This window comes from Pseudoflavonifractor sp. An176 (assembly GCF_002160435.1).
Classification (GTDB): Bacteria; Bacillota; Clostridia; order Oscillospirales; family Oscillospiraceae; genus Enterenecus; species Enterenecus faecium.
On sequence record NZ_NFKO01000008.1, the window covers coordinates 60,513 to 80,721 of the forward strand.

Here is a 20,209-nt window from a genome sequence, read left to right on the forward strand (position 1 = left end):
CTGGTCCAGGCCATGGTCACAGCACGGGGATGGCCTGGAGGATGAAGAGCACCACAGGGGCACAGAAAATCATACTGTCAAACCGGTCCAGCATTCCCCCATGTCCAGGGAGCAGGTGCCCATAGTCCTTGACCCCGAATTCCCGCTTGATGAAGGAGAAAGACAGATCGCCCAGCTCGGTGGCCAGAGCGCCCACCAGTCCTGAGAGCACCAAGGGCAGGAAGTTGACCGGATTGTGGCTGATGGCCTGAATGACGCCGCCGTAGGCCAGCGCATAGAGCACGCCAAAGACGAAACCGCCGATGTAGCCCTCCAGACTCTTGTTGGGGCTGACCTTGGTGATGCCCCGGTGTTTGCCAAAAAACACGCCCACAAAGTAGGCCCCTGCGTCGGTGACAAAGGCCATAAGCACCGCAAAGAGCACCCAATACTCTCCATGGTCCATCATTTTCAGCAAGACCAGAGCGGACAGGCCCAGAGGAATGAGGACACCGGAGAACAGGGTGAGCATCACATGGTAAAAGCCAATGGGTGCCGTTCCCTCGTCATAGGCCCGAATGGCGCACCAAAAGGACACGGCCATCACCACAAAGGTACACACGCTTACCGTGGTGGTTCCCTTTCCCATCCAGCAACCCAGGGGGATCAGAGCGGCAGAGAGCACCGCAACACAGGTCATCCAGGGGGAGACTTTATCCTCCCCGGCCGCCCGCAGCAGCTCAAAGGAAGCAGCGGCGGCAATGGCTGCCACCACAATGGACCAAATCAGGGGCGAGCTGGGCAGCATGGCCAGCAACAGCAGAGGGACCAACACCACTGCAACCGCAATTCGTACCAGCATCCCTTACACCCCTCCAAATCGCCGGGAGCGATTCTGAAAATCGGCAATTGCCCGCAGCAACTCCTCTTTGGTGAAGTCGGGCCACAGCACGTCGGTAAAGTAAAACTCAGAGTAGGCGGACTGCCACAGCAGGAAGTTGGAAATGCGCACCTCGCCGCTGGGACGAATCACAAGGTCCGGGTCGGGCACGCCAGCCGAATAGAGCAGATCGCCCAGAACATCCTCAGTGAGGTCCTCAGGATTCGCCTGCCCCTGCTGGCACCGACGGGCAAACTCCGTCGCCGCCCGGATGATCTCCGCCCGGCCGCCGTAGTTGAAGCAGATGTTCACCTGGCAGCCGTCATAGCCCTTGGAAATCTCCTCGGTCTGATGACACAGCTCCTGGAGTTTCGGACTCAGCGGGGACAGGTCTCCGAAAAAGGCCATTTTCACCTTGTCCTTGGCCATGGTCTCAATGGCCTCTTTGAGATACCGCTCCAACAGGCCCATGATGGAGGACACCTCATCCTCCGGCCGCTTCCAGTTCTCCGTGGAAAAGGCATACACCGTCAGGTACTCCAGCCCCAGCTCCTTGGCATAGGTGGCAATGGTGCGGAAGGTCTCCGCCCCGGCGGCGTGTCCCGCCTTGCGGGGCAGGCCCCGCTTTTTGGCCCAACGGCCGTTGCCGTCCATGATGATGGCAATATGCCGGGGCAAACGGCTCATATCTACCTGGGACGCCTGGGTTTTACGATTAAATAACGCCATATTCACGCATCCTAATCTATTTCAAAGTATGGACATTCCATCCCAAAAATACAACACAAGCGGGGCGTACCTTCGCCCCGCTGGTATTGTATGGTACAACGGTGTGGATTACACCGCCATGAGCTCCTTTTCCTTCTCCGCGGTGAGGGCGTCGATCTCCTTGCACCGCTTGTCGGTGATGGTCTGAATCTCATCCTCGTAGTCCTTGTACTGGTCCTCGGTGATCTCAGACTTCTTCTTCAAATCCTTGAAGTGCTCCATGGCATCCCGGCGGATGTTGCGGATGGCAACCTTACCGCTCTCGCCATACTTGCGCACCTGGCGGGTCAGCTCCATACGGCGCTCCTCGGTAAGCTGGGGGAAGGACAGGCGGATCACACGGCCGTCGTTTTGGGGGTTGATGCCCAGATCGGAGCACAGAATGGCCCGCTCAATCTCCTTGAGCAGGGAGCCGTCCCAGGGCTGGATGGCCAGGGTGCGGGGGTCCGGGGTGGAAATGCTGGCCACCTGCTGAATGGGGGTGGGAGTACCATAGTATTCCACCTGGATGCGGTCCAGAACACCCGCGTTGGCACGGCCAGCGCGGACACCGGCGAAATCGCTCTTGACCACCTCAATGGTCTTGACCATCTTTCCGTCAAAGGGCTTGCACAGTTCCGTCATGGTTCTTCCTCCTTAATCCTTTACAATGGTACCAATCTTCTCACCACGGGCCACGCGGAGAATGTTCTCCGGGTCCTTCAGGGCAAACAGGACCACAGGGATCTTGTTGTCCATGGACAGAGAGGTGGCTGTGGAGTCCATCACCTGCAGGTGCTGGGCCAGAATATCATCATAGGTAATGGTGTCGTACTTCACCGCATTGGGGTCCAGATTGGGGTCAGCAGAGTACACGCCGTCCACGTTCTTAGCCAGCAGGATGACATCGGCGTCAATTTCAGCGGCCCGCAGCACAGCGGCAGTGTCGGTGGAGAAGAAGGGGTTGCCGGTACCGCAACCGAAAATCACCACACGGCCCTTCTCCAGGTGCCGGATGGCACGGGAGCGGATGTAGGGCTCGGCCATGGCCCGCATCTCAATGGCGGTCTGCACCCGCACGTCCACGCCCTTCTGCTCCAGGATATCAGCCAGGGCCAGACAATTAATGGTGGTGGCCAGCATACCCATGTGGTCGGCACGGGTGCGCTCCCGCATGCCCTTGCCGTCCTTCAGGCCGCGCCAGAAGTTGCCGCCGCCCACCACGACGCCGATCTCAATCCCAGCCTTGTTGCACCGGGCAATGGCATCGCACACACTGTCAATCACATCAAAATCCAGCCCACGGCCAGCATCCCCGGCCAGAGCTTCACCACTGACCTTCAGCAGGACTCGTTTATACTTCCATTCATTCATGGGGTGATACCTCCGAATTTTGTTATCAGCCCTATTTTAATACAGAATCTCCTTCTTGCCTAGTGGGAAAATTAATTTTTTCCCAAATCTCCTGGTCTCTCCCCTGCATACCGCAAAACCCGGGGGGATACATATAGAATATAGGAGGGAATACTATGATCTGCAACATTTCTGACCTACAATATAAGGAAGTCATTGATATTGCCGACGGGACGCGGTATGGATACATCGGGGATGTGGAGATCGACGCCCAAAACGGCACAATCGAAAGCGTCATCATCTCGGGAAAACCCCGGTGGTTTGGCCTTCTGGGCCGGGAACCGGACACCGTGTTCCCCTGGTCCTCCATCACCCGATTCGGCGAGGACCTCATTTTGGTGGACGGTCGGCAGCGCCGTCAGGAGGCAAAACCGGATACCAAGCCCCGGCATCCATAAATTTATCGCAAAAAGAAGAAAAAACCACTTGCATATCCCTGGATTCTATGATAGAATTTCAGGGCATTCCGCACGGGGGCGGATTTTTCGTCATGTGCTTTCCTTTGGAAGGTTGGCGCAAGAGATGAGGCTCCCGGAGGTAGTAACTAAATTTTAGGAGGAACTAAACAATGGCAGTCGTATCTATGAAGCAGCTGCTGGAGGCCGGCGTGCACTTCGGCCACCAGACCCGTCGGTGGAACCCCAAGATGGCCACCTACATCTACACCGAGCGCAATGGTATCTATATCATTGACCTGCAGAAGACCGTGAAGAAGCTGGAGGAGGCCTACTCCTTCGTGCGTGACATCGCCGCCAACGGCCAGTCCCTGCTCTTCGTGGGCACCAAGAAGCAGGCTCAGGAGGCCATCAAGGAAGAGGCTTCCCGCTGCGGTATGTACTACGTCAACGCCCGTTGGCTGGGCGGCATGATGACCAACTTCAAGACCATGCGCACCCGCGTGGACCGTCTGAACCAGCTCAAGAAGATGCAGGAGGACGGCACCTTCGACATGCTCCCCAAGAAGGAAGTCATGAAGCTGCTGGGCGAGATCGAGAAGCTGGAGAAGTACCTGGGCGGCGTCGTGGAGATGAAGAAGCTCCCCGGTGCTCTGTTCGTGGTTGACCCCCGCAAGGAGCGCAACGCCATCAACGAGGCCCGCAAGCTGAACATCCCCATCGTGGCTATCGTGGACACCAACTGCGATCCCGACGAGATCGACTACGTGATTCCCGGCAACGATGACGCTATCCGCGCCATCAAGCTCATCTCCTCTGTCATGGCCAACGCCGTGCAGGAGGGCCGCCAGGGTGTGGACGCTGCTCCCGCCGCTGAGGCTGCTGAGGCTCCCGCTGCTGAGTAATCAGTGATTGGTTGGCGCCCGTCCCGTCGGGCGGGCGCCAATTCGTTTATTTACAAATTTGGAGGGAATATACTATGGGTATTACCGCTAAGGACGTACAGAAGCTGCGCGAAATGACCGGCGTCGGCATGATGGACTGCAAGAAGGCTCTCACCGAGGCCGAGGGCGACATGGACAAGGCCATCGAGATCCTGCGTGAGAAGGGTCTGGCTGCTTCCGCCAAGAAGGCTGGCCGTATTGCCGCCGAGGGTATGGCTTACGCCGCTGTCATCGACGGCGTGGGCGTGGTGGTCGAGGTCAACGCCGAGACCGACTTCGTGGGCAAGAACGAGAAGTTCGTCAACTTCGTCAAGGGCGTGGCCGCCACTGTGGCTGCCTGCAACCCCGCCGACCTGGACGCTCTGATGGCCTGCAAGTACGACGGCACCGACCTGACCGTCCAGGAGCAGCAGCAGGAGATGGTTCTGGTCATCGGTGAGAACATCAAGGTCCGCCGCTTTGCCCGCTTCGCTGAGGGCTTCTGCGTGCCCTACATCCACGCTGGCGGCAAGATCGGCGTGCTGGTCTCCCTGAACGTGGAGGGCGACATCGACGCCACCGAGATCGGCAAGGACGTGGCCATGCAGATCGCTGCTCTGAACCCCCGCTTCTGGGACAAGAGCCAGGTCACCGAGGACGTGCTGGCTGAGGAGAAGAAGATCATGCTGGTGCAGATGGCCAACGATCCCAAGATGGCCAACAAGCCCGACCAGGTCAAGGAGAAGATCGTGGACGGCAAGCTCAACAAGTTCTACTCCGAGAACTGCCTGCTCCAGCAGGAGTTCGTCAAGGACGGCGACATGACCGTGGAGAAGTATATTGCTTCCGCTGCCAAGGCTCTGGGCGGCACCGTCACCTTCCGTGACGCCGTGCGCTTCGAGAAGGGCGAGGGCATCGAGAAGAAGCAGGAGAACTTCGCTGAGGAGATCGCCAAGCAGCTGGCTAAGTAATTTTATTTGCCAACCTTTTTCGGGGATGCAGGTTTCACCGCCTGCATCCCCTTTTCTTTTGTGCACTTCTTTACAAACCAGCGGGAATGGATTACAATGCTATTAGAAGTATTGCATAGGAGGTGCTCTGGATGAAGCTCACATTTTTCGGTGCAGCCAAAGCCGTCACCGGCAGCTGCCACTGTGTGGAGTGCAACGGATACAAGGTGCTCATTGACTGCGGCTTGCAGCAGGGGCGGGATGAGATCGACAACACCCAGCTGGACTTCATGCCCAGCTACATTCAGGACGTCATTGTCACCCACGCCCACATTGACCACTCCGGCCGCATTCCCCTGCTCATCAAGCAGGGATTTGGCGGCAACATCTACTGCACCCGCCTCACCGCCCAACTGCTGGACATTATGCTGCGGGATTCCGCCCACATCCAAGAAAGTGATGCCAAGTGGGAAAACCAGAAGGGCCAGCGGGCCGGACGTCCCCCGGTGGAGCCCCTGTACACGCTGGCCGATGTGGAGCGCACCCTCCGCCACCTGGTGGTGTGCGAATACGGCCAGGAGATTCAAGTCAATGACGACATCAAGCTCCGCTTCACCGACGCCGGGCACCTGCTGGGCTCGGCCAGCGCCGAGCTGTGGCTGACCGAGAACGGCGAGACCAAAAAGATCGTCTTCTCCGGGGACATTGGCAACCGGGAGCAGCCCATCATCCGGGACCCCCAGTTTATCTCCGAGGCAGACTATGTGGTCACGGAGAGCACCTACGGGGACCGCCTCCACGACATGGACGTGGACCCGGACTACACCGGAGATTTGGCCGCCCTCATTGACGAGACCCTCTCCAAAGGCGGAAATGTCATCATCCCCTCCTTTGCGGTGGGCCGCACCCAGGAGCTTCTGTACTTTATGCGTGAGATGAAAGAGCAGGGCCTGGTGCGCAGCGTCCCCGATTTTCAGGTGTATGTGGACTCCCCCCTGGCTGGCGCCGCTACCCGGATTTTCTCCGGCGATCTCCACGGATATCTGGACGAAGAGGCCATTGAGGCCCTGAAGGGTGGCGCCCTGTTCCAGTTCCCCGGCCTGAACATCACCGAGTCCACCCAGGAGTCCATGGCCCTGAACTCGGACCCCAACCCCAAGGTCATCATCTCTGCCTCGGGCATGTGTGACGCCGGGCGTATCCGCCACCATCTCAAGCACAACCTGTGGCGAGAGGAGTGCGCCGTGGTGTTTGTGGGCTATCAGGCCGAGGGCAGCTTAGGCCGGCGGCTTCTGGACGGGGTAACCCACGTCAAGCTCTTCGGCGAGGAGATCTCGGTGCGGGCCCGCATCGTCAACTTCCCCGGCCTCTCCTCCCACGCCGATAAAAATGGCCTCATTGCCTGGATTCAGGCCTATCATCCCATGCCCCAGCATGTCTTTGTGGTCCACGGTGAGAGCAGTGTCACCGAGCACTACGCCCAGACCCTCCGGGACCTGGGCTTCCAGGCCCACTCCCCCAACTACGAGGAGGTCTACGACCTGCTCCAGAACCGGATGCTGGCCCCCGGTGTCATTCTGGAGCGGAAGCCCGCCACAGCACTGCCTGCCCCCGGTTCTCCCGCCTACCGCCGTCTGGAAGATGTGGGCAAGCGACTGATGGAGGTCATCGCCCACAACAAGGGCGGCTCCAACAAGGATTTGGGCAAGTTCGCCGACCAGATTCGGGCCCTCATCGACAAATGGGACCGTTGATGCACTCCAATAGGTAAGGAGACGAAACACTCTATGCACGTACCCCACGTACACCGCCGAAACGCCGCCCTGCTTCCAGCTGCCGCTGGATTTGGCGCACTTCTGCTGGTGTTTGGCCTATTTCATTCACAAAATCTTTTCCAGGGTCTATGGACCATGCTCAGCCATGAGGACGTACTCATCACCGACTATGTAGCTCTGTGCGGGACCGGCCCTGCGTTTGTCAACGCAGGGCTGGTCACCCTCATCGCCGTGGCCATCTTCTATTTGGTGGGCGAGACGCCCAACGGCTCCACCCTGGTCACCATCAGCCTCATGGCGGGCTTTTCCCTGTTTGGAAAAAACATTCTCAACATCTGGCCCATCCTCTTTGGCACGGCCCTCTACGCCCTCTGGCGGAAAGAACCCTTTTCCAAGTACGTCAACGTGGCCATGTTGGGCACTTCCCTGGCCCCCATGGTCAGTTTCATGGGCTGTGATGTGTCCCCTTGGCTGGGGGCCGTGGTGGGCTTGCTCATCGGCTTTCTCATTGCTCCGGTGTCCGAGTACGCCTTCCGCATCCAAAACGGCATGAATCTGTACTCCACCGGCTTTGCCTGCGGACTGGTGGCCATGATCTTTGTCCCCATCTTCAAAGCCTTGGGTCTGAATCCCGCCTCCCACCTGATCTGGTCCACGGGGAACAATCTCACCTTCGGCATCTTTCTGGCTCTGGTATGTATTAGTCTCATTGTGGCCGGGCTCATCCCCAACCCCCGCACCACCTTGCGGGGCTACTGGCGGCTGCTCCACACCTCTGGCCGTGCCCCCAGCGACTACCTGCGTGTGTTCGGCCACGGGCCCGTTCTGGTGAACATCGGCGTCAATGGACTGTTTGCCATGGTATACATTCTGGTCACGGGCGGAGACTTGAACGGACCCACCCTAGGCGGTATTTTCACCATCATGGGCTTTTCCGCCTACGGAAAGCACCTGCGCAACATCGCCCCGGTGATGATTGGAGTGCTGCTGGGCAGTACCTTCCTCCACGTCTCCGCCAGCCACGAGTCGCTCCAGCTGGCCTCCCTGTTTGGCACCGCCCTGGCCCCCTTCTCCGGGGTGTTCGGCTGGCCCTTTGGAGTGGTGGCCGGACTCATCCACTCGGCGGTGGTGCTCCAGGCCGGGCTGCCCCTGGAGGGCATGAACCTGTATAACAACGGCTTTTCTGCGGGCTTGGTGGCCCTGGTGCTCTATCCGGTAATCACATCCCTGTTTCGCCACCGCCGTCCCACCCTCCAGGACGAGAATCTGTTTGAAATTTACGAGGACGACACGCCCCAATCCCAGGAGTTGCTGGCCGCCCATGCCCATGACGGCATGGAAGACCCTCTGTGACGTTGACATGGGACGCCCAATCTGGTAAAATAACTTTTAGATTGTAGAAGCAATCCTCTGGGCTGTCAGAAGATGGCCGTTGCCATATCCCCGCCACACCATAAGATTGGATGAATGAGAAGTTCATCAGGAGCACCAGGAGGTGCTCTTGATGAACTTTTTTATTGTGCTAGGAGGACCAACCATGCACACAAAACCCATCATCGCCTTCACCTGTGCCGCCGCCTTAGCCCTGTGCGCCGGATGCACCACCTCTTCCCCCTCATCCACCCCTTCCAACTCCCAGTATTCCGTGCCCACCCTCAAGTTGGAGGGTGGCACCGACTGGGGCGCTCCCAACCCGTTCCTCTGCCAGTCTCGAGGCCCCGGCGCCGCTAAAATGAAGCTGGTATACGGCAGCCTGCTGGAAAAAGACGAGGAGGGGGACGTGTCCTGGCTGGCCGAGAGCTGGACGGTGGACGGCAGCGACTACACCTTCACCCTCTTTGAAACCGCCACCTTCCAGGATGGGGAGCCCCTCACCGCCCAGGACGTGGCCTTTACCCTGGACTACTACCGGGAGCATCCCCCAGTCTCCAATCCCCTGGGCGTGGGCGAAGACTTCCTGGTGGACCACTACACGGTGGTGGACGACCACACCATTACCCTGACGGTGGACGAGCCCGACGCCGACACCCTGTCCAATCTGGGCAGCTTTGTCATCCTCCCCCAGCACATCTGGTCCCAGGTAGAGGACCCATACTCCTACACCGGGGAGGGCTATCTGGTGGGCAGCGGAGCCTTCTCCTGCACCCAGTACGACGGAGCCACCGGGCTATATGAGTTCACCGCCTACGAGGGGTGGTGCAACGGAACCCAGGGGGCGGAGAAAATCCAGTTTATCCCCGTCAGTGACCCTCTGCTGGCCTTTGACGCCGGGGAACTGGACATCACCTCCCTTCCCGCCGACTTAAAAGACAGCTACCTCAGTGACCCCAACATCTCGCTGGTGGACAAGGCCAACGACATGGGGTACAAGCTGCTCATTAACTACGTGAAGTGCCCGCAGTTTTTAGACCTCACCTACCGCCAAGCGGTATACGCCGCCATTGACCGCCAGAGTGTCGTGGACAACGTGTTCCGTGGGACGGGTAGCGTGGGCAGCGCGGGCTATGTCCCTCAGGGAAGTATCTTCTACAACGAACATGTGGTGCAGTACGACTATGACCCCCAAAAGGCCCAGGAGGTGTTGGGCGGTCAAAATCTGTCTGTCACCCTTCTCTGCAGCAATAGCGCCGACGACCTGGCCATTGCCGAGATTATCAAAAACGGCCTCACCCAGGCGGGAATGACCGTGTCCGTCACCGCCTACGACTCTGCCACTCGGGATGATAACATCAACCAGGGCGCCTATGAGTTCGCCCTGGTGGGCAACGGCGGCTGGGGCAACAATCCCCCCACCTACATGCGCACCCTCTTCTCCGATGTCTCCAAGTTCTCCGGCACCAATCCCCACTCCATGGGGGCCATCGGCTACTCCAATGAGGAGATGACCCGTCTGGCCGAGGGGCAGCAGTATGAGACCGACTTTGACCAGCGCTTAGCCATGTTCCAGGAGCTGGAGTTGCTGGTGAGTCAGGAGATTCCCATCCTTGTCATTGCAAACCAATCCACCTATTCCATGTATCGAAAGGACTACTACGACGGATGGATGAAAACCTACGCCTATCAACAGGCCGAACAAAACCGACTCTCCTACATGGAGCGCTGACGGCCCCCATAACCCGCCGCATTCTGCTGCTCCTGCTCTCCTGTGCGGCCATCTACCTGCTCAACTTCTTCATCCCCCGGCTCATGCCGGGAGACCCCTTTGACTACACCGCCTCTGGGTCCGGGGTGGATGTGGCCGTGGTCTACACCCAGGAGCAGAAGCAGCTGCTGCGGGAATACTACGGTCTGGACAAGCCTTGGCCTCAGCAGCTGGTGGACACCGTGGTACGCAATCTCCACGGGGATTTGGGCCAGAGCATCCACTACAAACGCCCGGTGGCGGACATTCTACTGGAGCGTCTGCCCTGGAGCCTGTGGATGATGGGGGCTTCCCTGCTGTTGAGCCTCATTCTGGGGGTTGGGCTGGCCCTGATCTGTGTGGGCACCCGGCATGGGCACCGCATTTTGGCTCCCGTCCTCTCCGCCCTGGCGGAACTCCCGCCCTTTCTCACGGGTGTGCTCCTGCTGTTTCTGGTGGCGGCCCGGGTAGCCTGGATTCCTCTGTCGGGAGCGGTGACTCCCTTCGCCCAGTACTCTTCCCTATGGCAGCAGCTGGGTGACATTCTTCTCCACAGCCTCATGCCCATTGCCGCCCTGACTCTGGTGACCTGCCCCAAGTTCTTTTTCACCGCCTGGGCCAGCTTCTCCTCCGTGCTTGAGCAGCCATACATGATAAACGCGAAGGCCAAAGGACTGCGAAAACGGCGGGTATGGCCCTTCTATCTCCTGGCCAACAGCATCACCCCCATTATAGTCCGGCTCTTTCTCTCGGTGGGCTCTACCGTGGGAGGTACCATTCTGGTGGAAAACGTCTTTGCCTATCCGGGCCTGGGCACCATCTTACGGGAGGCAGTGACCTACCGGGACTACCCCATGATTCAGGGGGTATTTCTCCTCTCTGCCCTGCTGGTGTTGGTGAGTCTCACCCTGGCAGACCTGTGCAACCACGCCGTGGAGCGGGAGGTGGAGCCATGAAAAAAAGCCTGCTCATCCCTCTCGCCCTCTTTCTTGTGCTGACCCTGGTCTTTCTCTGGGGCGTCACCTTCTATCCCTGGGACGCCGCTCTCCCCTCTGGGGACTCCCTCCAGCCCCCCTCTGCCTCCCACTGGCTGGGCACTGACAACCTGGGGGTGGATGTATTCGCCCAAATCTCCGCCGGATTTTTCCGCAGTATGGGCATTGGTGTCATGACCGCCCTTTGTACCTTCCTGCTGGGAGGCGGATTGGGCACGGCTGCAGGACTGCTGGGCGGCTGGGTGGATCACACCATAGGGCTGCTCATTCAGATCTTTCTCTCCATTCCCCAGCTGCCGGTAATGATCGTGCTGGGAGCCTTTCTGGGCCAGAACACCTGGAATGTCATCTGGATTCTCTGCCTGTTCTCCTGGGCCCCGGTGGCCAAGGTGATGCGGGCCAAAACCCGTTCGGTGTGTCACCGCCCCTATGTGGCCATGGCCAAAGTGTACGGCGGCGGACTCTGGTATCTCATCCGCACCCACCTGGCGGGGGACCTGCTCCCCCTGTTGTCGGTGAACGCCCTGGGGGTGGTGGGGAAGTCCATCCTTCAGGAGTCCTCCCTGGCCTTTCTGGGCCTGTCCGACCCCCTGGCCCGGTCCTGGGGGCTGATGATTGCCCGGGCCACCCAGTTTCCCGGCATTTACCGCACCCCGTTCTGGCTCTGGTGGCTGATGGCCCCCGTGGGGGCCATGGTGGTGTCCACCTTGCTGCTGCGCCTGATGGTGCAAGCCATTCAATTACCCAAATCTTAGGAGGGGTACCGTGCTGCTCCAAGTTCAAGAACTCTCTGTGTCCTACCCACAATTTCACCTGCACCCCCTCAGCTTCCAGCTGGACCGGGGAGAAATCCTCTCCGTCATCGGGGAGTCCGGCAGCGGGAAGACCTCGCTGGTCCAGGCCATTTCCTGCTTGCTCCCCCCAGAGGGTAAGGTAGGGGGCCAGGTGCTCCTCCACGGGGCGGATTTTCTCACCATGCGGGAGGCTCAGCGCCGCAAACTACGCATGAAGACCCTCTCTGTGGCTTTTCAGAACTCGGTGGAGTGGCTCAATCCCAAGCTGACCCTGGCCCAGCACCTCCGCGAGGTGCTGGCTCAGGCCTATTCCCCAGAGGAATGCATACAAAAAGCCCATGCTCTCATGGAACTGGTGGGGCTGTCGCCGGACGACCTGTCCCTCCGTCCCCACCAGCTGTCCGGGGGCATGGTACAGAAATTTTTATTGGCCAACGCCGTGGCCCTGGACCCGGAGCTGGTACTGCTGGACGAGCCCACCGCCAGCCTGGACCCAGAGTCCTGCGTTGCCGTGCACTCTGCCATTGAGAAGCTGCGGGACACCCTGGGCACCGCCTTTCTGGTGGTCACCCACGACATGGGACTGGCCCGATCTCTGGGCGGGCGCACCATGGTACTCTATCAGGGGCATATAGAGGAGACAGGGCCCACAAGAGACATTCTGAACCGTCCCCGGCACCCTTACACCCGAGGCCTGCTCCAGTCCGCCGTCACCCTCAACCCTCTACGGGACCTGTGGGGCATCCGCCCCAACACCGCCCTGGAGCAGCCAGGGCACCACTGTTGTCCTTTTTACGGGCGGTGCACCCAGAGCATTCCGCTGTGCGGTGAGAGGGCTCCAAACCTGGAACCCCAACCGGATGGGCGGGCTCTGGCCTGCCACCGGGGCGGCATTGTGCCCCTGCTCTCCTGCCATGACCTATCCCACGCCTATGGAGCCACTCCGGTACTGAACCACGTAGACCTCACCCTATATGCCGGGGAGATCGTGTCACTGGTGGGCCGCTCCGGGGCGGGCAAAACCACCTTGGCCCGCCTGCTGTCCGGTCTGCTCCCCTGCCCTGCCCACAGCTCCATCCGTTTTCAGGGACAAGAACAGGACCTGCTCCCTCTCCATCGGCGGCTGGGCGGCATCCAGATGGTGCTCCAGGACAGCCAAGCCGCCCTCAATCCCCACCTGACCGTGGAAGAGGCGGTGTCCGAACCCATGCGCCTGGCCAAGGTCTATGACCCTCAGCGACTTTCTCGGGCCCTGGAGGATGTGAGCCTGTACACCTGTGACAGCTTCTACCGCCGCAAGGTGGGCGCACTATCTGGGGGCCAGAAACAGCGTCTGGCCCTGGCCCGGGCCCTCACCATGGAGCCTGCGGTGCTGCTGGCGGACGAGCCCACCTCCATGCTGGACCCCTCCGCCAAGGCCAATTTGTTACGTATGCTCAAGGGCCTGCAATACCGCCGGGGCTTCTCCATGCTGATGATCACCCACGACCTATACAGCGCCTGTAAAATCTCCGACCACATCTATCTGCTGGACGGAGGCACCCTGTACCCAGTGAACCCCGAACAGGTTCTACACACGGATTTCACATCCATCTTCACCCACAAGGAGGAACACACCTATGAATGAACAAAAACTTTGGGAGGACTGTGTGGCCTTCCACGGCCACGCCTGCGGCGGCCTCACCATTGGCTACAAAGCCTCCCTCTACGCCATGGAACTGCTGGGCCTGTCCCGCTCCGAGGACGAGTCCGTGGTGTGTATCACGGAAAACGACGCCTGTGGCGTGGACGCCATCCAGGTCATTCTGGGGTGCAGCATCGGCAAGGGAAACCTGTTGTTCCACCTGCGGGGCAAGCAGGCCTTCTCCTTCTACGAGCGCAACAGCGGGAAATCTGTGCGTCTGGTGCTCCGCCCCACCCCAGACAACCTCACGAAAGAGGAGAAGTTCCACTATCTACAGAGCAAGGCCCCGGCGGAGCTGTTCGACGTAAAAGAGACGGTGCTCTCCCTGCCGGAGCGCGCCCGTCTCTTTGCCTCAAAACCTTGTAGTTGTTGCGGGGAACTCACCGCCGAGTCCATGCTGCGGCTGGAACATGGGCAGCTGGTGTGCCTGGACTGCGCACACCCCTACCGCCGCTTTGACGTGTGAGGGTCACTCCTCCCCCACATAGCGAAACCGGGGCACTTGCTGGCCTGACACCTCCACCAGTTCGCTCCACATCTTCGCCGGGCGCACCCACAGCCCGTATTCCCCGTACAGAGCCCGGTACACCACCATGGGCTCCAGGGTCTCCGAGTGGGTAGCCAGGCCCAGAACCTCATAATCGTTGCCCTTGTAGTGGCGGTATTTGCCCGGACGGATGTCGTATTGATTCATATCTATTTCCCCCTTCCATAAAAATAGCTGGGCAAAAGTATACCACACTCCAAGTATCTTTTCCATGCGCATATCAAAAACGGAGCCAGGTTTCCCCTAGCTCCGTTTTTTGTGGAGGGTGTTACTTCTCTCCCAACTTATTCTTTCGATATACGAGGCAAGCCATGCCCACCAAGGAGATGGCACCCGCCATGCTCCACAGCATCAGGGCGGCGTTGTCCCCGGTCTGAGGCACCTGATTCTCCGGTTTCTGAGTGGCCTCAGGCTTCTGAGAAGTCTCGGGCTTGTCGGTGGTCTCAGGAGCGCCACCGGCGGTGAGACCGTCCATGGCAGTGGTGAGCTGGGCCACAGCCTTGTCCACCACGTCCTGATCGTCCTCAGAGAGTGCGTTATCCGCCATCACAGCCTGAGCATTGGCCAAAGCCATGCGGAAGGTGGCCACGCTCTGTGCGGTGTAGCCAGAGAGGTCCATACCCTCAGCCTTGGAAATGAGGTCTTCCAGGATGGACTTATCCGCCTTAAAGCGCTGGGCCAGAATGGCGTCCAGCAGAGCCTGGGCGGCGGGTTGTACGTCCTCCTCCATGGCGTTGCCGTCCTCCATGACCTTCTTGGCCTCCGCCAGAGCATCCACCAGCTGCTGCCAGTGGTCCGCCACATATTGGTCGGCGTTATCCATCATGTCCTCAGCTTTGGAAATGAGTTGCTCCAACATGGTCTTGTCGCCCTGAGTGAGGCCAAGACCCCAGATGCCCTCCAGCAGGTTATCCCAAGCGGCATTCACCTCGTCCTGAGTGGCGTTGGCATCGGCCATGACAGCCTCGGCCTCGGCAAGAGCCTTCTCAAAGGCGGCCTTGGCAGAGTCGGTAACACCGGTGGTATCCAGACCCTTAGCATAGGCAATGGTCTTCTCCAGCAGGGTCTTATTGGCAGTCTGGGCCTCCGCCTGAGCCAGCAGGACGAAGGCGGAGGCGGCGCCGTTGGCGTGATCGCTGGTCCAGCAGACCATGCCATTGTTCACGGTGAAGGCCACTTCCTCATAGGTTCCATCCTGATGGAACTCATACAGGGCCAGGGTATCCAGGTCCATCTCGCCCACGGGCATGGAGATCATGATCTCCCCGGAAGGAGTCACGGCCTCTTCCCCGCTGAGCAGTTGGATGGACTTGGCGTTCATGCTGTTGTCCTTGAGGATGCTCTCTGCCATCTCCTGGAACTTCTCGTTGCTGGACTGGTCGGCCACCTGGAGCACGGTGTCAGAGGGCAGCACGCCCACATCGCCGTGGACACGCACACCGCTGGCCTCGTCATACAGATCCACGGACAGGTCGCCAACCTGGTCGGCGGTGGCGGCAAAGTCGTACAGTCTCAGGCTGTCGATCTGGCCCTGGAATGCCTTGGTCTGGCTGCCGATGCGCATAAGCGGGGTAACCAGAGAGGCCCACTTGTTGCCGCCTTCCTCGGTGCGCTCCAGAGTCTGAATCTTCTCACCGTTGACATACAGGGTGGTCTTGGTGAACTCCATCACCATGGTGATGTGCACCCACTCGCCCTTGGGCAGAGCATAGTTGAAGGAGTAGTCTCTGGCCTCGCGAGAGAAGCCCAGGTTTCCGGTTTCCTTCTGCACAGCCTTGATTTGACCGATCTCGGACTCGAACAGGATCTGCTCGTCATCGCCGCTGTTAGCGTCCCGCTTGACCCAGAAGTCCAGAGTGGTATTCAGGCCCTTATCCTCCAGAGGAGTCTCCACATAGCTGGAGCCGCCCTTCAGAGTCAGAGCAGTACCATCATGGCCCTCTTCATAGGCCACGTTCTCACCCTCGGACACCAGGTCGTAGTCGTTCATGGAGTTGTCCTGAGTCTTGGCGTCCTCATCAAAGTCGTAGGAGAGGACGGTGTCGTTCTTGGTCTCCACCTCATAGGTGGGGTTGGTGTTGGGGGCGTAGCCGGTCTCGTCCACAATGGCCTCCAGCTCGGACAGGGTATTGTCCTTGCCGTCGCCCCAGGTCTTGGCCGCCACAACGGGCAGAGCGTCGAAGAGACGGTCCAGGGTCTCCATGTCGGAGGTGCCGTTGTCGTTGCCGCCGGTGCAGTCGTTCCACAGAGCGTAGGAGCCGCCCAGAATCTGGGGATCGCCTGCGGGAACCTTGAAGGAACGATAGATGTTGCTGGGATCAAAGTTGTTGTAGATGTGACCCTTGTTCAGGTAGTCGTAGTAGTAGCCAGCGCCGGGCACGATGTAGGTGTCGCCGTCGTTGATGTTGATCATCTGGTAACCCAGGTCATACATCTCCTTGGCATTGGCGTAACCGATGTACCACATGTACAGCTGCACGCCCTCTACCTGTACGGGGGTGGTACCGTGGTTCTCGGTCTGGGATCCCCAGGCACGAGGTGTATGGCCCTTCTCCAGGATGTACTTGAGCATGGTGTCCTGGTAGGCACGGAAGGCTTCCTTCTCCTCCTGGCCACCGCCCTTGTACTCATCGGTACCGATGTTGATCACGGCGTCCTCCAGGAACACGGGGTCCTCACCATCCAGATACTCGTCAAAGACGCTCTGAACGAAGGGAGCGGTCTCGGGGTTCTGCACATCCAGATACTCCTTCTTGCCGGGGCGAGCCAGGTCGGGGCGGGCCTCGGTGAAGGGCAGAGAGTGTCCGGGAGTGTCGAACTCAGGCACAATCTTCACACCCTGTTCTTTGGCATCCAGCTGGAACTGACGGAACTCGTCCTTGGTGTAGTACATACCCTCGGGGTTGGTCAGGTTGGGCACATCAGACTCCAGGGGGAAGCCGCCAAAGGATAGGTCAAAGGTATTGTCGCTCATATGCGCATTGAAATCGTTCATCTTGTACCAGGACATCTGGGAAATCCAGTCCTCCAGGAAGTACAGAGGCACATAGCGGCGCGCAATGTCCATGCTCAGGCCACGGACTTTGTACTTGGGGTAGTCACGTACATCGCCCTGAGGGATGGTATCCCCGGTCTGCTTGAGGATCTGGAGGATGGACCGGGTAGACCAGTAGGCGCCGGTCTGGTGGCTGGCCTCGATGGTGATGTATTCCCCAATGTGCAGATCATAGGTCTCCTCATCGAAGGGGATATCGCTGGCCACAAAGTAGAAGTCACCAGCCGTGGGATTGTTGCCACGCTCCACGGCAATCGTCTTGCCCACGATGTCCTCATAGTCGTCGGCAAAGCGGTTGGCCATGGTGATGTACTCTTCACTCAGAGCGGGGTCCACCAGGATGCGGGCACCGTCCCGAATGGTAAAGTCACCGGTGGTACCGAACCACTGCTGCAGCTCGGGGATGACCTTGGGCTTCTCGTTCTGAGACTCCTCGGTGTCGTGCAGGCCAGGAACCTCCACACTCACCTCATAGAGCTGGTAGTTGTCGGGCTGGTTCTTGCTCTCCAGCCGGAAGCCCACCGCCACCGTGGTGTCCACAATGGGACGGATGATGTTGCGGTCGGCGTCAATGACCTGCTCGTAGTCAGTGCCCAGATAGGTCACAGCAATGGACTGGGGGAACTTCTCAGGCAGTGTCAGGCTGGTGTCATCCTCGTCGATGGTAATACCGTCCAGCAGCTGCTTGGCCTGGTCAAAGACGTTGATAAAGTCCAGATCCTGATGGAGGGAGAACTCCTTGACTGCGCCGTCCCCGTCCAGGGTTACCCGGACATAGCGCTGGTTGTAGGCCAGGTCCAGGGTCACTTCCGTAGCGGCCTCCGGGGCCTCGCTGGTGGTATACACACCTTCCCAGTTCTTTCCGTCGCTGGAGACCTCCACATGGTAGGCGGCAGCCGTAGCCCAATCCATGTGATAGCGGTTATACTTCAGGGAAGCCCCCAGATCCACGGTGAAGGAGTCGCCGCTGGCACCCTGCCACACCGTCTCCAGGTTGTCGTCGGTGACCACAGAGGCGTCTGTCCCGTTGGACACGCTGATGTCCTTATTGGTGGTCTTGTCAGTACCGCTCACGTCAGGGGTATAAATTTCCACCTCGTACAGGGACAAGCTGGGATAAGCCCCCTCCTTGAGCTTGTCAATGGCCACCTTCACATACCGGGCGGTCACAGGGGCGTCCAGAGTGACCCGGTCAGACACCGGATATCCCTCGGTATTCTTTTCAGCTGTGTAGGCCGTAGTCCAGTCGGAACCGTTGTCGGAGACCTCAATGTGGTAATCCTCCACCACGGGCTGCTCCCACTCCAGATTGATGATCTGGAACTTCTGGGGCTGACGCAGGTCAATCTGCACCCAGCCGGGCGCGCCTGCTTCGCTGGACCATCTGGACTGGTCAGGCTTGGAAGCGGTGCGGTTGACGATGCCGTCGGTGAGCTTGTCCGGACCCCAATAGGAGATGGGAGAGGCATAGGCACTGGCTGTCTTGCCCAAGGCCAGGTTGGCCGGGTCCTTGTTGAGCAGCTCCTGCACCACTTCGCCTTCCTCGCCAAATACACGGAACTCATAGACACCAATGCAGGGATAGCCTCCGCCCTGCTTATTGGCCCACATACGGGCATAGCGCATACCCTCCAGGGGCTTGTCCAGGGTGTAGGTCAAGGTGTGGGGATCAAACCGCTGGCCACCGTTGACATCCTTGGTGTGCTCGGTATACTCGTCCACATTGACCCCGTCTTCATCGGAGTACGCATCCACCCAGTTGGTTCCGTCTGCACTGAACTGAATCTTGTACGGATTGGCGTGGGGCTCCACCCACACCACCTGGAAGCTGTGAATGGTGGCATAGTTCTCCAAATCCACCATCAGCCAGGTCTCGCCCGAGCTCATGGCGCTGGACCAACGGGAATTGGCGTTATCGCCGGTACAAGAGCCATCCACGGCATTGGAGGCCACCAGCCCATATCCCTCGTCGTTCTTGGACGTAGCGGGCTTGCTCAGCGCCAGGTTGGGGTATTCCCCCTGGGCATGCGCCTGGGGTACAAGGCCCACATTTGCCACGCTGGAGACCATCATTGCGCCTGCCAACATCAGAGCAGGCCAACGACCATGTTTTTTCATGTTCTTACCTCCCAAGTCATACGAAATTGAAATGCTCTCTCCAAACCATTCGTTTCTCTATCACCTTCCATTCTTACGCTGCATCGGATCTCCGACCCAGGGCGGCACGCCCCACACACGAACCCTTGACCAATCCCTGTGGGGGCGTGTACCGCCCATGTTCAACTGCTTTTTACAGAAAGCGCCGTTCCAGCTGACGCATCACTGTCTTTTCTTTTTCAAGAAAACGCTTACTGCTCCGCCCAGAGAGGCCAGGCCAGCTGTCAGCCACAGCATCAGGCCGCTGTTGTCCCCAGTCTGAGGCACCTTGTTCTCAGGCTTCTGAGTCGCCTCGGGCTTCTGAGAAGTCTCGGGCTTATCGGTAGCTTCCGGCTTGTCGGTGGTCTCGGGAGCGCCACCGGCAGTGAGGCCGTCCATGGCGGCGGTGAGGGCTGCCACGGCGTCGTCCACGGTCGCCTGGTCATCCTCGGAGAGGCTGTTGTCCGCCATCACGGCCTGGGCATTGGCCAGAGCAGTGCGGAAGGTAGCCACGGACTCGGCAGTGTAGCCGTCCAGGTTGATGCCCTCGGCCTTGTTAATGAGGTCGTCCAGGATGGACTTGTCCGCCTTGAAGCGCTGAGCCAGAATGGCGTTGAGCAGTGCCTCGGCCACGGGCTGGATGTCCTCTTCCATGGCATCGCCGTCAGCCATCACGTCCTTGGCAGCAGCCAGGGCGTCCACCAGCTCCTGCCAGTGGTCGGGCATGTACTTGTCCTCGTCGGGAATCATGCCATCAGCCTTGTTGATGAGCTGCTCCAGCATGGTCTTGTCGCCCTGTACCAGGCCCAGACCCC

The 20,209-nt window shown here is 59.4% G+C and carries 17 protein-coding genes; 10 read left to right on the plus strand and 7 right to left on the minus strand.

Going from position 1 to position 20,209, the window contains the following annotated elements:
- Window positions 1–16: 16 nt before the first annotated feature.
- The 4 genes from B5F12_RS06020 to pyrH form a co-directional block, all read right to left on the minus strand.
- On the minus strand, window positions 17–841 hold the full coding sequence (locus tag B5F12_RS06020) for a phosphatidate cytidylyltransferase (protein ID WP_087231794.1): 825 nt from the start codon (window positions 839–841) through the stop codon (window positions 17–19).
- Between the two features lie 3 nt (window positions 842–844).
- On the minus strand, window positions 845–1,588 hold the full coding sequence (locus tag B5F12_RS06025) for an isoprenyl transferase (RefSeq protein WP_087231797.1): 744 nt from the start codon (window positions 1,586–1,588) through the stop codon (window positions 845–847).
- A 108-nt stretch (window positions 1,589–1,696) separates the two neighbouring features.
- Window positions 1,697–2,251: a ribosome recycling factor gene (gene frr / locus B5F12_RS06030; RefSeq protein WP_087231801.1), complete on the minus strand. Its 555-nt coding sequence runs from the start codon at window positions 2,249–2,251 to the stop codon at window positions 1,697–1,699.
- Window positions 2,252–2,263: 12 nt separating this feature from the next.
- Window positions 2,264–2,980, minus strand: coding sequence for a UMP kinase (gene pyrH, locus B5F12_RS06035; RefSeq protein ID WP_087231804.1), 717 nt, complete (start codon window positions 2,978–2,980; stop codon window positions 2,264–2,266).
- A 155-nt stretch (window positions 2,981–3,135) separates the two neighbouring features.
- Here pyrH and B5F12_RS06040 point away from each other — a divergent pair, with 155 nt between their 5' ends.
- From B5F12_RS06040 to B5F12_RS06085, 10 genes are all read left to right on the plus strand, one after another.
- Window positions 3,136–3,417, plus strand: coding sequence for a YlmC/YmxH family sporulation protein (locus B5F12_RS06040; RefSeq protein ID WP_087231807.1), 282 nt, complete (start codon window positions 3,136–3,138; stop codon window positions 3,415–3,417).
- A 170-nt stretch (window positions 3,418–3,587) separates the two neighbouring features.
- Window positions 3,588–4,319: a 30S ribosomal protein S2 gene (rpsB, locus tag B5F12_RS06045; RefSeq protein WP_087231810.1), complete on the plus strand. Its 732-nt coding sequence runs from the start codon at window positions 3,588–3,590 to the stop codon at window positions 4,317–4,319.
- Window positions 4,320–4,393: 74 nt separating this feature from the next.
- Window positions 4,394–5,308, plus strand: coding sequence for a translation elongation factor Ts (gene tsf, locus B5F12_RS06050; RefSeq protein ID WP_087231813.1), 915 nt, complete (start codon window positions 4,394–4,396; stop codon window positions 5,306–5,308).
- Window positions 5,309–5,439: 131 nt separating this feature from the next.
- Window positions 5,440–7,041, plus strand: coding sequence for an MBL fold metallo-hydrolase (locus tag B5F12_RS06055; protein ID WP_087231817.1), 1,602 nt, complete (start codon window positions 5,440–5,442; stop codon window positions 7,039–7,041).
- 33 nt (window positions 7,042–7,074) lie between these two features.
- Window positions 7,075–8,415 carry a DUF1576 domain-containing protein gene (locus B5F12_RS06060; RefSeq protein ID WP_087231820.1) on the plus strand — a complete coding sequence of 447 codons (1,341 nt, stop codon included), beginning with the start codon at window positions 7,075–7,077 and terminating at the stop codon, window positions 8,413–8,415.
- A 184-nt stretch (window positions 8,416–8,599) separates the two neighbouring features.
- Complete coding sequence (locus B5F12_RS06065; RefSeq protein ID WP_242954907.1) at window positions 8,600–10,165, plus strand: ABC transporter substrate-binding protein; 1,566 nt, start codon at window positions 8,600–8,602, stop codon at window positions 10,163–10,165.
- Window positions 10,102–11,139, plus strand: a complete 1,038-nt coding sequence (locus B5F12_RS06070) for an ABC transporter permease (protein ID WP_242954908.1) — start codon at window positions 10,102–10,104, stop codon at window positions 11,137–11,139. Before B5F12_RS06065 ends, B5F12_RS06070 begins: the two co-directional genes overlap by 64 nt.
- Entirely contained in the window at window positions 11,136–11,933 is a 798-nt protein-coding gene (locus B5F12_RS06075; RefSeq protein ID WP_087231826.1) for an ABC transporter permease, read from the plus strand. The genes B5F12_RS06070 and B5F12_RS06075 overlap by 4 nt, the downstream gene beginning before the upstream one ends.
- Before the next feature lie 10 nt (window positions 11,934–11,943).
- Window positions 11,944–13,599 carry an ABC transporter ATP-binding protein gene (locus tag B5F12_RS06080; protein ID WP_087231829.1) on the plus strand — a complete coding sequence of 552 codons (1,656 nt, stop codon included), beginning with the start codon at window positions 11,944–11,946 and terminating at the stop codon, window positions 13,597–13,599.
- Window positions 13,592–14,122 (plus strand): FmdE family protein, encoded by a 531-nt coding sequence (locus B5F12_RS06085; RefSeq protein WP_087231832.1) that lies wholly within the window; start codon window positions 13,592–13,594, stop codon window positions 14,120–14,122. Before B5F12_RS06080 ends, B5F12_RS06085 begins: the two co-directional genes overlap by 8 nt.
- A 3-nt stretch (window positions 14,123–14,125) precedes the next feature.
- Here the strand turns inward: B5F12_RS06085 and B5F12_RS06090 are convergent, their stop codons facing one another.
- The 3 genes from B5F12_RS06090 to B5F12_RS06100 all read right to left on the minus strand — a co-directional run.
- On the minus strand, window positions 14,126–14,350 hold the full coding sequence (locus B5F12_RS06090) for a DUF1653 domain-containing protein (RefSeq protein ID WP_087231835.1): 225 nt from the start codon (window positions 14,348–14,350) through the stop codon (window positions 14,126–14,128).
- Between the two features lie 121 nt (window positions 14,351–14,471).
- Window positions 14,472–19,376 (minus strand): discoidin domain-containing protein, encoded by a 4,905-nt coding sequence (locus B5F12_RS06095; RefSeq protein ID WP_087231838.1) that lies wholly within the window; start codon window positions 19,374–19,376, stop codon window positions 14,472–14,474.
- A 201-nt stretch (window positions 19,377–19,577) separates the two neighbouring features.
- Window positions 19,578–20,209: LPXTG cell wall anchor domain-containing protein (locus B5F12_RS06100; RefSeq protein WP_143482341.1), on the minus strand; the 632-nt coding region annotated here is incomplete at its 5' end.